At 61.5% G+C, this 13378-nt stretch carries 9 protein-coding genes; 2 read left to right on the top strand and 7 right to left on the bottom strand.

Annotation, left to right across the window (positions count from 1 at the left end; translation table 11 throughout):
• The first annotated feature begins 2 nt into the window (after window positions 1-2).
• The gene (locus ABGM93_RS07230) at window positions 3-2093 is read left to right on the top strand and encodes a methyl-accepting chemotaxis protein (protein ID WP_321504815.1); all 2091 of its coding nucleotides are present in this window, start codon (window positions 3-5) and stop codon (window positions 2091-2093) included.
• 256 nt (window positions 2094-2349) lie between these two features.
• On the opposite strand, the gene ABGM93_RS07225 is transcribed toward ABGM93_RS07230, so the two are convergent.
• The gene (locus tag ABGM93_RS07225; protein WP_321504813.1) at window positions 2350-3735 is read right to left on the bottom strand and encodes an MFS transporter; all 1386 of its coding nucleotides are present in this window, start codon (window positions 3733-3735) and stop codon (window positions 2350-2352) included.
• Between the two features lie 132 nt (window positions 3736-3867).
• Window positions 3868-4257, bottom strand: coding sequence for an EthD domain-containing protein (locus ABGM93_RS07220; protein WP_321504810.1), 390 nt, complete (start codon window positions 4255-4257; stop codon window positions 3868-3870).
• 46 nt (window positions 4258-4303) lie between these two features.
• Here ABGM93_RS07220 and ABGM93_RS07215 point away from each other — a divergent pair, with 46 nt between their 5' ends.
• Entirely contained in the window at window positions 4304-4672 is a 369-nt protein-coding gene (locus ABGM93_RS07215) for a MerR family transcriptional regulator (RefSeq protein WP_321504808.1), read from the top strand.
• A gap of 140 nt (window positions 4673-4812) precedes the next feature.
• Here the strand turns inward: ABGM93_RS07215 and ABGM93_RS07210 are convergent, their stop codons facing one another.
• The 5 genes from ABGM93_RS07210 to ABGM93_RS07190 form a co-directional block, all read right to left on the bottom strand.
• The gene (locus ABGM93_RS07210; RefSeq protein WP_321504806.1) at window positions 4813-5391 is read right to left on the bottom strand and encodes a helix-turn-helix transcriptional regulator; all 579 of its coding nucleotides are present in this window, start codon (window positions 5389-5391) and stop codon (window positions 4813-4815) included.
• Window positions 5388-6029: a cytochrome b/b6 domain-containing protein gene (locus tag ABGM93_RS07205; protein WP_321504804.1), complete on the bottom strand. Its 642-nt coding sequence runs from the start codon at window positions 6027-6029 to the stop codon at window positions 5388-5390. Before ABGM93_RS07205 ends, ABGM93_RS07210 begins: the two co-directional genes overlap by 4 nt.
• On the bottom strand, window positions 6022-6279 hold the full coding sequence (locus tag ABGM93_RS07200; RefSeq protein ID WP_321504801.1) for a PepSY domain-containing protein: 258 nt from the start codon (window positions 6277-6279) through the stop codon (window positions 6022-6024). The genes ABGM93_RS07205 and ABGM93_RS07200 overlap by 8 nt, the downstream gene beginning before the upstream one ends.
• Before the next feature lie 327 nt (window positions 6280-6606).
• Window positions 6607-8082: a pyruvate kinase gene (locus tag ABGM93_RS07195; RefSeq protein WP_321504799.1), complete on the bottom strand. Its 1476-nt coding sequence runs from the start codon at window positions 8080-8082 to the stop codon at window positions 6607-6609.
• Between the two features lie 303 nt (window positions 8083-8385).
• The gene (locus ABGM93_RS07190) at window positions 8386-13224 is read right to left on the bottom strand and encodes an NAD-glutamate dehydrogenase (RefSeq protein ID WP_321504797.1); all 4839 of its coding nucleotides are present in this window, start codon (window positions 13222-13224) and stop codon (window positions 8386-8388) included.
• Window positions 13225-13378: the final 154 nt, after the last annotated feature.

Below are 13378 nucleotides of genomic sequence, written 5' to 3'. Positions count from 1 at the left end.
GAATGTTCAATCGGGCAAAACTCACGACCAAGCTGATCGTGATAAGCATCCCTCTCTTGGCGTTTGTCCTGATGGTCGGGATCGGGGTTATCGGATGGCGTGCATCCGATGTCACGCATGAGCTTGCACTCAACGAAGCGAAAGCCGTTGCCCGCGAGCAGGCTGAAATGGTTCGGCGCACGATGGAAAACGGGCTGGATACCGCGCTCATCCTTGCGGGCAGCCTTTCCGGCATGAAGGCCTCCGGTGTCACCACGCGTGAGGGGTGGACGGCCGCCGTTAAAACGGTTGCGGAAATCAGTCCTCAGCTTTCTGGTTCGTGGGGGACTGTGATCAACGATGATCTGGACGGTCGCGATGCGGACTTCGCAAGCGATGGACAATACCACCAGGGACGTTGGTCTCCGTATTTCTTCCGTGACAGCGATGGCAAGCTTGGCTATCGCCCCCTTACTGATCTGGGTGCGGAAGATGGTTGGTTCTATGCGCCCTTCCGAAGCGGCAAGGCCTTCGTGACCGAACCCTACAGCTGGGAAGCTGGCGGCAAGACGGTCATGGGCGTTTCCTTTTCCGTCCCTGTCCGCGACGGCAGCAAAGTGGTGGGTGTCACCGGTGTCGACCTGATGCTTCGCCCGCTGTCGGAGGCACTGAGCAAGCTGAAGCCGCTCGGCACAGGGTCCGTATACTTGCTGTCGCAACAAGGCATGCTGATTTCGCACACGGATGAAACCCTTCTCGGCAAGAACTGGTCGGAAGGACGTTCACCGCAGGATGCGGCAGAAACAGGGGCCGTACTCGACGCGATTTCGCGCGGGCAGACTTATCTCTATCCCGGTTATTCCAAGACCCTTGGAACAGACGTCGAGCGTATCGTCATGCCGGTGTCTGTCGGCGAGACCGGCACGACACTGGCGGTTGTGGTGAGTGTGCCGACGGCAACCCTCCAAGAGGCCTCTTGGGACATCGTCATGATGATCGTCGGGGTTGGTGTCGTGCTGTTGCTGGTCGCGGGCCTGTCCATTTTCCTTCTTGGCAACCGGATCGTGCGCCGTCCGCTCGAAGCCGTCGTCAACAACATTCAGGGCCTCATCGACCGTCGCTACGATCAGCCGATCTCCGGCACGGAGCGTGGCGATGAAATCGGCGAGATCAACAAGGCGCTGAACGTCTTCCGCGACAAGCTTTCGGAAGCCGATGCTCTGGCGGAGCAGCAGGCGGAAGAGCAGAAGCGTCAGCTTGCCCGCGCTGAGAAAATTGCCCGCATGTCGGCGGAATTCGACCAGAAGGTCTCGCATCTGGTCGCCACCGTGTCGTCTCAGGTGGGCGAGTTGAACGGAGCCGCGCAGACCCTGTCGAACGAAGCGGACCAGACAAGTCAGCAAAGCTCCAACGTCGCGGCGGCATCGGAAGAAGCCTCCACGAATGTGGAGACAGTGGCGTCCGCGGCTGAAGAACTGCTGGCCTCGGTCGACGAGATCAGCCGTCAGATGGCCGCCTCCACCGACATCGCCATGCAGGCCGTGCAGCAGGCGGAGGCGACCAACAGCAAGATCGAAGGACTGGCGCTTGCGGCCAACCGCATCAGCGAGGTTCTGAAGCTGATCAACGAGATCGCCGAGCAGACGAACCTGCTCGCGCTTAACGCCACCATCGAGGCGGCGCGTGCGGGCGAGGCTGGCAAGGGCTTTGCGGTCGTTGCCGCGGAAGTGAAGGAACTCGCCAACCAGACCGCCCGGGCGACGGAGGAAATCTCCACGCAGATCCAGTCGGTTCAGGAAGAAACCGCAGGCTCTGTGGACGCGATCCAGAGCATCTCTCACACGATCGAGCAGATGAACGAGATTGCTGCCAGCATTCAGGCCTCGGTCGAGCAGCAGGGCGCGGCGACGCAGGAAATTGCCCGCAACATCCAGGAAGCCTCCAATGGCACACAGGAAGTTGCCCGCAACATCGTCTCCGTTTCAAAGTCTGCCATGGAAACCGGAAGTGCGGCGCGTCAGGTCGGTTCGGTCGCCCATGTCCTGAGCGGCGAGGCGGGCCGATTGAAGGAAGAAGTGGACATCTTCATCTCAGGTGTGCGTGACGTCGCCTGACAATCCAGGGCGGGCCTTTCAGGTGGCGACACTGGAAGGCCCGCTTTCTTTTCTTCTCTCGCTATTTGCAAACGCGACCGGTTTTGCGCACACAGTCCTGCTGGCGCGAAACTTCCCTCCAATAGGTCGAATGGAAGTCCCTGTTGGGATAGCACCTCACCTTCGCTCTGGCGCGCCCGATCGGTGTGTCGTAGTCCCGGGATAAGCCCCCTCGAAATACTGCCTATATTTATCAAAACTTCGTTTGAGCAAAACCTCAGCCCTGTCGCACAGGGACCTTCGCAAGCATCACTCCGCCCAAAACAAAAAGCGCGATGATCGCGGAAATGCCGATCCGTTGACTGCCGCTAACGCTCGTCACGAAGGCAACTGCAACGGGCCCGATGAAACTCGTTGCCTTCCCCGCCAGTGCATAAAGCCCGAAGGCCTCCGTCATCCGATCTGGTTGGGAAAGCCGCACCAGAAGTGTGCGGGAGGCCGCCTGAAGGGGCCCCGCCGCCGCCCCGATCAATCCGCCAAGTACGAGATAGAGCTGTTCGGGCAGCGAGGCGAAGAGCCCGCCCGTCTCCGGTTGGGCAATATGAATGATGAAAAGCACCGTCTCGCGGTCAATGGAAACGATGGCGATACAGCAAGCGGTCAGGATCGCCACGGATCCGATCAGCACCGGCTTCGGGCCGAGCCGGTCGTCGAGAAACCCGCCGAGCAACGCCCCCAGCGTTCCCGTTACCGTCAGCAGGATGCCGAAAAGCCCTATCTGGAGCGTTTGCCAGCCCAGTTGCCCGGCTGCGAAAATCCCGCCAAAGGCGAAAAGTGCTGTCAGCGCATCGCGATAGGCCATGGAAGCGGCAAGGAACATCCACAGAGACCTTTCCTGCCGCGCATGGCGGACGCTCACCTGGAGATTTGCGATCCCGAGCCGTATGGCGCGTCTCACGGGGATGCGCAGCGGGGTGTCGGGCACGAAGAAAAAGAGTGGCAGCACGAATACCATGTACCAGATGGCGGTCAGCGGTCCGGCTGCCCGGTCGCCTTCATGTGTGGCTGGATCAAGCCCGAAGGCGGGCGCAAACCCGAGGATGGTACGCCCAGTTTCGGCATCGGCTGCCAGGAAGCCCAGCACGATGACCAGACTGGCGAGCCCGCCCATATACCCCATCGCCCAGCCCATGCCGGAAAGCCGCCCAAGGTGTTTCGGGCTCACGAGGTCGGGCATCATGGCGTTGTTGAAGACGGTGGCATATTCCGCGCCAAGCGTCGCAACCGCGTAGGCCACGAGCGCGAAGACAACCGCCCCCGACGATCCCGGCGCGGCGAACCACAGGGCCGCCGATCCTGCCATCAGCATGACGGAGAAGGCGGCGATCCATGGTTTGCGCCGTCCCGCAGCATCTGCGATCGCGCCCAGAATGGGGGACGTGAGCGCGATGACGAAGCCCGCAGCGCCCGCCGCATAGCCCCACAGGGCCTGCCCCTCAACCGGACTGGCCGCGAGATGCGAGGCGAAATAGGGCGCAAAGACGAATGTGGTGATCAGCGTGAAATAGGGCTGCGCCGCCCAGTCGAACAGCGCCCAAGAAGCGAGTGCGGCAGGCGAGGCGCGAGGGGTGGCGGGATCATTCGTCAGGGCATGGGTTCCCAAGTCGGAAGAATGCGGCAACCGGTTTTACGGTGTGACGTAAGGAAAGAGAAGGGGGGGGCCCTCATTGTATGATGAGAGGCAAAGTGGTCCGCGACAGAGCGAACGTGGCAGCGGCGCCATGCGTTGCCTGTGTCAGAAGGCGGTCCCTGTCTGAAAAATGGGACGCTCGCTGCAATACCAAAGCAGGGAGCTTTCCAGATCCACAAAGCGCTTTTCGTCTTCGATGATTTCCTGAAGAGCCTTTTTGCCGACGCATGTCTTGCGTGCTGACAGATGACTTTCTAGGTCGTCCCACCACAACTCCGCACATCCGTCGAAGCCGAATGAAGGCGCGCTTCGCCCGAATTCAAGAGCCTTCTGGGCGGATCCATCGCCGTAAGGGGCGTTCTGGACATAATGGCGGATCCCCAGGACCTCCGCATGTTTGCGGATCAGCGCTGCATGGCGGCTATCCCAATGGGAGTAGAAGTCAGCCAGGCTGAGTTCCGGCAGTTTCTTGATACATGTGATCATCTTGAGCATCTGACACCTTTCGTTTGGGTGACGCCTGCTCTACACCCTGCCAGCGATGTCAGGGTCAAGGTTGGAATTCGAGATGCGCATTGGCGAGCTATCGAAAAGGACGGGCGTGAGTGTCCGGATGTTGCGGTACTATGAGGCGCAGGGGCTCTTGAACCCACCTCGCACGCCGTCGGGATATCGAAGCTATGGAATGAACGACGTCGATACTGTGGATCGGGTTTTGACCCTCAACAATGTGGGGATCCCGCTGGCCAGCGTCTCCGGTCTCCTGACATGTGTGCGTTCCAAGACCGACAAACATCCTCCATGCGATGCCCTGAAGGCGAAAATCACCGAACACCTTGCAAAGATCGACGGGCAATTGGCTGCTTTGGAAGCGACGAAGAAAGTTCTGTCGGAAATGATAGAAGCCTGAGGTTGGCACCTGCGGGGCCTCTCTCGACAAAACAAGGTCCTGACAGCAATCGCAGTCATGGCTCAGGCGAGGTGGGGAGGGGCGTTGAGACCGGGCACGGTCTCCTGGCCGATTGATTCCCTCTGGAACCTTGCGTCGGTTCAGTTTGCCGCGCGCCGATTATCCGGGGTTCCGGGCGTTTGCTTCGGCGATGCGCTCCTTCGGGCGAGTTCGCGCATATCGCTGTTGGGTTCCAGCAGGTCCTCGACGAACCATGCCGCGAACTGCGCGCGTCCTGAAACCCCGGCCTTCGCGTAGATACTGGTGAGCTGCGCACGCACGGTCCCAGAGGCGGCGCCTCGGATCTCCGCAATCTGCGCCACATCGAGCCCCTTAAGGGCCAGCAAACCCACGTCCTGTTCTGCGGGCGTCAATCGCCACTGCGAAAACTGGGTGTCGATCACCTGGGCGAGGGAGCCGCGCGCACTGTCGAGCGCCCGATCCTGCGCGCGCATGCGCCTTAGTGTCAGTCGCAATTGCCAGATGCCCATCGCGACGCCGACGCCAAGAGCCACGGACACCAGGGCTTCGAGCGCGCTTTCGGGGGAGGCTGGCGCATTGATGAGGTCGGCGAGAGCGTCGGCAACGAAAAAGATCGCCGCCGTCATCTGAAACACCAGAAGGGCGGCAAGGACCACCGACGTCGTATGTGCCTTGCCGCGTTGCTCGCTGCTTTTCATCTCTTGCGTTTTCCATACAGCATCGGCCGCACGAGGTTCCGACGTAATGCCCGGCTTTCAACAACGACACCGCCAACGTGAAAGGCCGCGAGGATCAGAAGCAGGTTGGCGAACGCGCCATGCACCTCCTCGGCCACGTCCTTCAGCTCGTTATCCTCGTCCCTTTCCGACGCTGCGGCAAGCATCGACCAGTCGCCGGCGGCGACCGCGATCTTCTCCTGCGCTATTGTCACCGGGCTTTTTGCCTCTGTCATGACGAGGCCTGTGACGACCACGATGGCAAGGCTCGCCCACAATGCGTAGACCATCAGCGTGCCTGCCGGATTGTGCGAGCGGTGCTCTTTCGGCTTGCCCTGGCGGAGATCCCGAAGATGGGCGAGGGCGGCGCGCGGCGAGGGCGGGAAGGAGGAGAAACGCGCCTCCGCCGGTCCGATGAACCCCCATGCCAGCCGTGTCGCCAGAACGGCCAGAACGCCCCAGCCGATCCACACATGCGTGATGCCGCCGGGCTTGTCGATCAGGCCGTTCACCAGAACGGCGGCCGCCACCAGCCAGTGGGTGATGCGCACAAGCGGATCCCAGGGGTCGGGCGGCGCAACAGCGCCCCCCGTCTCATCCTCGAAGGCGGGATCAATCATTGGCCTTCACCTTGACGACCTTGCCGGTGGCCGGGTCGATATAGACCTCCCAGCGCTTCATGTCGGCATCGTGGCATTTGGCTTCAATGCGGCCGTCTTCAGCTTCGAAGTCCGGCTCCAGACAACCGGCCTTCTCAAGGGCCGCCTTTGCTTGCGCAGGATCCATGCCGACCATGTCGCCCACCGCCGGCATGGCATTGGCCGCAAGGGGAGCGAAAGCGAAGACGGCGGCGATCAGAAGCTTGTTCATCGGGGATGCCTTTCAATCTGTCTGAGGCCGGCCTGACTGGCCGAACCTGATCCCGATATGCGTGAGCTTCTGGTGCCTGTGGATGGGAGATACGCTGAAATCGCGTCGTATAAGCGTGTGCTTATGGGCTGGAGGCCTCGCGGGATGGCGGCCGGAAAGGTTGGTGCCTCGCTCAAGCCTGCAAATCGTCTTGCGCGCCCCACCCCGGAGCTGCTTGATCCTTGGCGGCCGTCTTGGAATGAAAACAAGGGCCTGCCGGAGATCCGGCAGGCCCTTGTTTGTTCTGTTGTCCTTGGTGAGCCGAGGAGCGGTTGCGCCTTGCGCCGGTCACCAGCTTTTGAGCGGGCGCAGCTGCGGCGACTTTTTCTGCATATGCTCGCTCATGCGCGCGATCAGCTTGTCCAGCTCGCTGATGACCTCGAACAGATGCGGTCCCTTGTTCAGCATCACGCATTCTGCGCGCGCGGCCATGGCGGCGTCCGTCATCTCGCCGCGCGAGGGAATGCCGGTCTTCACAAAGCCTTCCAGCACCTGCGTCGCCCAGATCACGGGCACCTGTGCCGCCTCGCACAGCCACAGGATTTCCTCCTGCATCTCCGCAAGACGGGCAAAGCCGATTTCCGCTGCCAGATCGCCGCGCGCGATCATGACGGCAGTCGGCTGGCGTCCGGCCGCTCGCACAATCATGTCCGGCAGGTTGCGGATGGCCTGCTCCGTCTCGATCTTGAGGACGAGGCCAAGTTTCTGCCAGTCATGCGGGCGTTCGCGCGCAAGGTGGCTTTGAAGCAGGGCCACGTCCTCGGGCGTCTGGACAAAGGAATACTCCACCCCGTCCGCGCGATGGGCGATGAAGGAGAGCGCCTCGATATCGCACGGCGTGAGGGCATCGATTTCCAGATCGGTGTCGGGAAAATTCAGCCCCTTTTCCGATTTCAGCTTGTAACCCTTGTTCTTCGGCGCGGTCACGATCCGCACCATGACGCCCCAGGGAAGACATTGCGTGATTTCTGATACGACTTTTCCGTCATCGATGAGAACGCGATTGCCGGTTTCCACCGACCTTAACGCCCGCGGATTCGTGCATTCGATTGCCAGAACATGCTCGGGCGCGGACTTGAGTTCTCCGGGCAGGGTGATCGCGAGTTCATCGCCGCTCCAGATCCGCTTGCCGCCTTTCACCTCGCGCAGGGCGCCAGTGCGAAGCTTGGGGCCCGCCAGGTCCATCAGCACCTTCATTCGCCAGTTGCTCTTCTCCGCCGCCTTTTCCACGTTGGCGATCATCCGGTCCCAGGCAGCTTCATTGTCATGTGCGCAGTTGATGCGCACCGCCTCCACGCCAAGCCCGGCGAGACGCAGGGCGAAGTCCGGGTCTTCCGCCGCTTCGCTTGGCAGCGTTACCAGCAGCGAAACCGGGCTATGGGGGGAGAGCCTGCCGAAGAGTTGTTCGCTGCGCGCCGAGATCCGGGCCGCGCCCGCATAAAAATCGTCATTCAGCGGAACAAGGTGGGGCCTTTGGCCGGTTGCGACGCGCAACAGGTTCGCCACCGCATCAAGCGTGGGGATGACGCGCCCTTCCGCACGCCCCAGAGACGACAGACCGCATCGGCTCATGCGCTCTTGCAGAGGGCGGATGTCCTGACGGCGCAACGCGAGATAGTGGCTGAAGTTCATCGCGCTGGCATGAAACGAGTCATCCTCGATCCAGCCGGCCCAACGGTGGGCGATCGTTTTCGAGTCGGTCACGATCGTTGAGCGTAATGCCTCGATCTCATTGAGAATTTCGCCGAGGTTGATTGGTGTCATCAAGTCTCCTGCAGAAAAAAGTAACGACCAGAGGGGAGGGCGGCCAGTCCAGGGACAGGCGATGCCAATCGGGGGCGCAGGGAAGCTGGCCCCCTGCAAGCTGTCTCAAGTCGAAAGATACAGGACTTTGTAGCAGATAGATGACATGCCAAGAAAAAAGTTCGGTATCCGGGAAATACCTCCGCGGGCCCGGTGCGGGGTGCTTGGCGATGAAGAAGAAATGGAAAACCGAGCGAGAAAAGGCGCGCGGTTTTACGCCGCGCGCCGTGTTTCGACCTGCCTCGACAAACGATACGGGGCTGTTCAGCCCCGAGCGAGATCCGCCAGCAAGCTGGCGGCGACGGAGAATTTCGAGACGGTCAACGCATCGGTCTCGGTTATTTCCGTCACGGCGCGCGTCGTTCGGCTGACGTCTTCGCGGTTGGCAGCGACCCAACTGTCCATGGCGCCATCCAGCTTGCCGGTGGCGGTGCGAAGGACCTGCGCCGTAATCTTGCGATGTGCATCGGCAAGGGTGGAGCGGGCCCGGTCAAGCGCCAGCCCATCATAGTAATCGGAGATATGAAGATCGCGCGCCAGCGCATCGATCCGGCCGATGCGGAAGGTGCTTGAGACGTCGAAGAAAACAGGCGCGACCTCTTCGGGAGAACGTTCCACACTTTCGGCGATCAGAATGATGTTCGGGATCATCACATCCACTGCCAGCCGTGCGATGCGGTTCGCAAGGGAGGCGGGTACCCCGGCCTCAGTCCATTCCCGTCCCTGTTTCGCAACGAGTGTGCGCAGCGCATCCGGCAGGATATCCGGCATCTGCGGCGAAAGCCGCGAGATACCCGTCTGGAATCGCTCGATCACGGCTTCAATGCCTTCGGCGAACGACACTTCGCGCAGGAACCATACGGTCTGGTCGAGGGTGAGGTCCTGCACCGCGGAATAGAGCTCCAGCTGGGTTTCACCCGGGATCTCATTGTCGAGGGCGTCGATCTCGCCATGCAGGGAGATCAGCTTGTAGGAGCCGCGTACCGCAGCGAATGTCTGCGCGATTTCAGCCGCTGAGGCGCCCGTCTGATCGCCGATACGGGTCAGGAAGGTGGGGCCGCCGCGATTGATGATGGAGTTGGCGAGCATGGTGGAGATGATCTCGCGGCGCAGGCGATGGCCGGCGATTTCGTTGTGATAGTTCTCCTGCATCGCCTTCGGGAAGTAGCGGAACAGCTCCTTGCCCAGATAGGCGTCGTCGGGAACCCGCGAGGCGAGCAACACGTCGTAGAGCGTGAGCTTGGCATAGGCCAGCAACACGCCCAGTTCCGGGCGGCTCAGCGTCGTGCCGGTCTTACCCATGTCCTCAAGCGTCAGGTCATCCGGCAGGTATTCGACGGCACGGTTCAACAGCCCCTGCGCCTCAAGCTGGCGCATCATGCGGGCCTGATAGCCGAAATCCTCCATGCCCCGGCGCGCGGCGATGGAAAGCGCGAGCGTCTGGACATAATTGTTGCGCAGAACGAGCCCCGCCACCTCGTCGGTCATGGAGGCCAGCAAGGTGTTGCGGCTTTCGGTTGTCAGGCGGTTGGAGCGCACCGCGGCCCCCAGCGCGATCTTGATATTCACCTCCATGTCGGAGGAGTTCACGCCCGCGGAATTGTCGATCGCATCGGAATTGCAGCGTCCGCCCTTGCGGGCATATTCGATGCGGGCCTTCTGCGTCATGCCGAGGTTGGCGCCTTCGCCGATGACCTTGCAGTTCAGTTCCTTGGCGGTGATGCGGATCATGTCGTTGGCGCGGTCGCCCGCATCCGCATCCGTCTCCGTGGCGGCCCGAATATAGGTGCCGATGCCGCCGAACCAGAGAAGGTCCGCCTGCGCGCGCAGGATCGCGCTCATGATTTCCGCAGGCGCTGCCCGCGGCTTGCTGATCCTCAGCAGCGCCTGGATTTCCGGCGACAGATCAATGGATTTCACCTGCCGCGAGAACACCCCGCCACCGGCGGAAATCTTGGAAGTATCGTAATCCTTCCACGAGGAACGCCCCATGTCGAAAAGGCGCTTGCGCTCCTCGAAACTGGTTGCGGGGTCGGGATCGGGATCGATGAAGATATCGCGGTGATCGAAGGCGGCGAGCAGGCGGATCTGCCTGGAAAGCAACATGCCGTTGCCAAAGACGTCGCCCGACATGTCGCCCACGCCAACCACCGTGAAAGGCGTGGTCTGGATGTCGATATCCATCTCGCGGAAATGCCGCTTCACCGCTTCCCAGGCACCGCGCGCGGTGATGCCCATCTTCTTGTGGTCGTAACCGGCAGAGCCTCCCGAAGCGAAGGCATCGCCCAGCCAGAAGTCATGCGCCTCGGAAATGGCGTTGGCGGTATCGGAAAAGGTCGCCGTGCCCTTGTCCGCGGCAACGACGAGATAGGGATCCTCGTCATCGTGACGGATCACGTGTTCGGGGCGCAGGATCGCGTCGCCGTCCAGATTGTCGGTAATGTCGAGCAGGGTCGAGACGAAGATCTTGTAGGCCTCTGTCCCTTCCGCGAACACTTCCTCACGTGTGCCGCCCTGGGGGAGCCATTTGGGTATGAATCCCCCCTTGGCGCCCACCGGAACGATGACCGCGTTTTTCACCTGCTGGGCCTTCACCAGGCCCAGAACCTCGGTGCGGAAATCCTGCGGACGGTCGGACCAACGCAAGCCACCGCGCGCGACCTTGCCAAAACGCAGGTGCACGCCTTCCACGCGTGGGCTGTAGACGAAGATTTCGCGGAACGGACGCGGCTGCGGCATATCCTCGATGCGGTGCGGATCGAACTTGAAGGCAAAGACCGGCGGCTCCTTGTCCTGCGGTTCGCGCAGGGCAGGGGCCTGGTACATGTTGGTGCGAAGCATCGCGGTGATGACACCGAGGAAGTGGCGCAGGATCCGGTCGTCATCGAGGCTGGAAACCTCGTCCAGAGAGGTCAGGATCTCCTGCTCCAGCCGCGCGGCGGAAAGGGCGGCGTCCTCGCCTGCAAATTGCGGGTCGAAACGCACGTGGAAGAGTTGCGCAAGCTTCTCCGCGACGCCCGGATAGCGGCACAATGTGCCCCACATGTAGTCCTCGGAGTAGCGGACGCGGATCTGGCGCAAATAGCGCGAGAGCCCGCGCAGCATTGCGATGTCGCGCCAGTCGAGGTCGGTGGCCAGCGCCAGCGCATTGTAGCCGTCGTTTTCCGCCGCCCCATGCCAGACGGCCATGAACAGCGCTTCCAGCCGCGGCATCAGGTTTTCATCGAGCATCAGCGGGGTCTCGAAGCTGGATTGCAGCGTGAGATCGTGCAGATAGGCCTCCGCCTCGCCCTCGGGGGTGATGCGGTAGGTGCGTTCGTTGATCACCTTGAAGCCCATGTTTTCCAGCATCGGTACACGGGCGGAGAGCGGGATGGGGGTTTCGTGGTGATAGACCTTGAGCGAGACCTTATGGTCGCTGTCGCCGTCGAGGCGGTAGAAGTCGATGGCCGTATGCTGCTCGCTGTTCAGGGCCTCGACAATGGCGATGTCGCGGATCGCGGTTTCTGCATCAAAGGCTTCCTTGTAGCCGGCCTGGAAAGCGTCGGCATAGCGATGCGCCGCGATCCGGGCCTCTTCCGGTTCGTAGCGCTTTTCCAGCGCGGCCAGAAGATCGTCCGCCCATGTGCGCACGATATCGCCGATGCGGGATTCCAGCTCTTCTCGGTCGGGATCGGGTGTTGCGCCCTCATAGCGGCCGATGATGAAGTGGACGCGAACCAGCGGGCCTTCCGGATAGGTGATGTACCAGGCGGAAACTCGTCCTTCATAGACCTCGGCGAGGTAGTTGCCGATCTGGATGCGTACGTCGGTGTTGTAGCGGTCGCGCGGCAGGAAGGCGAGGATGGAGACGAACCGGTCGAACTCGTCGCGTCTCGGCAGGATGCGAATGCGCGGACGCTCAAGAAGCTGAAGGATGGCTTCGGCGTTTTCGCGCAAAAGCGCATCGCCGACCTGAAACAGCTCGTCGCGCGGATAGGCTTCCATGATATTGGCGAGCGCCCGACCGGAATGGCTGTGGCTGTCATAGCCGGAGGCCTGCAGGAAGCGATCCACCTTGTTGCGCAGATAGGGGACGTTGCGCACGGATTCATTGTAGACCGTGGAGGCGAACAGCCCGACGATGCGCAGCTCTCCCGCAAGGCTGCCGTCTTCCTCAAAGAGTTTGACCCCCACATAGTCCATGTGGGTCCGGCGGTGGACCTTGCTCTTGACGTTGGCCTTGGAAATGATGAGCGGCTTCGGCTCCATCAGGAATTCGCGGATTTCCGGCGTCATCACAACGAATTCGCGCCCGCGACGCAGCAAGTAGACATCGGGATCTGTGAGAACGCCGAGCCCCGTGCCGCTTTCGCGCATCAGAGTTCCGTCTTCCGCGCCACCCTCGAAACGATAGACCCGCATGCCGAGGAACGTGAAATTGTCCCTGAGCAGCCAGTCGAGGAACTCGACCGCTTCCGCCATCTCCGCCTCGCCCACGCCTGCGGGCGGGTTCTTGCGATAGCCCTCCACCGTCTCCGCAAGCCGGGTGCACATGGGCTTCCAGTCTTTGACGGCCAGACGGACATTGTGCACCACGTCTTCCAGACGGTCCGCCAATTCCGCGCGCGCCTCAGCCGAAACGATACGTGAGACATGAACGTGAACAATACTCTCGCGGCTCGTGTCCTCGCCCTCAGCCTCGCTGGAGATGAGGACCCCTGCCTCATCGCGCTCCACGTTGAAGATCGGATGCACCATCAACTGGACGTCGAGGCCGCTGTCCTGAACCTCTCCCATGATGGAATCGACCAGGAACGGCATGTTGTCGTTGATGACCTCAATCACCGTCACATGATGATGTCGCGTCGCCTCGGTCTCGAATGTGGGGTTGAAAACCTTGATGAGCGGCTTGTGCGGTGCGCGGTTGGCAAAGCGCGACCATGAGTTGCGGGCGAAGTCTGCGAGTTCTGCCGGGGCATAGGCGACAATGTCCTCGGCGGCGGCATGGGCAAAGAGCTTGCTTGCGTAATGCGCAAGGCCGCCCGGCGAGGCGCCGGTGGTAAGCTGCTGGTTCATGGCGTCCAGAAGCTGGCTCTTGTGCGTTTCCTTGGGATCCGTCATCGCAAGTCCTTCCTTCAGGACGCCGGGCGGCGTTCCTTGCAGTTGTTCGATGCAGGTTCGCTGAGAATGAGCCTGCCAGTGATGCTGGGTCAACCCGTGGGCCCCAAGCTAACATGCTGAATTATAAAAATATCATTGCGCTTCAAGGGGCATT

It is taken from the genome of Breoghania sp. (genome assembly GCF_963674635.1).
GTDB lineage: Bacteria > Pseudomonadota > Alphaproteobacteria > Rhizobiales > Stappiaceae > Breoghania.
Note: the sequence above shows the minus strand (reverse complement) of the source record. Positions and strands in the feature narration are given on the sequence as shown.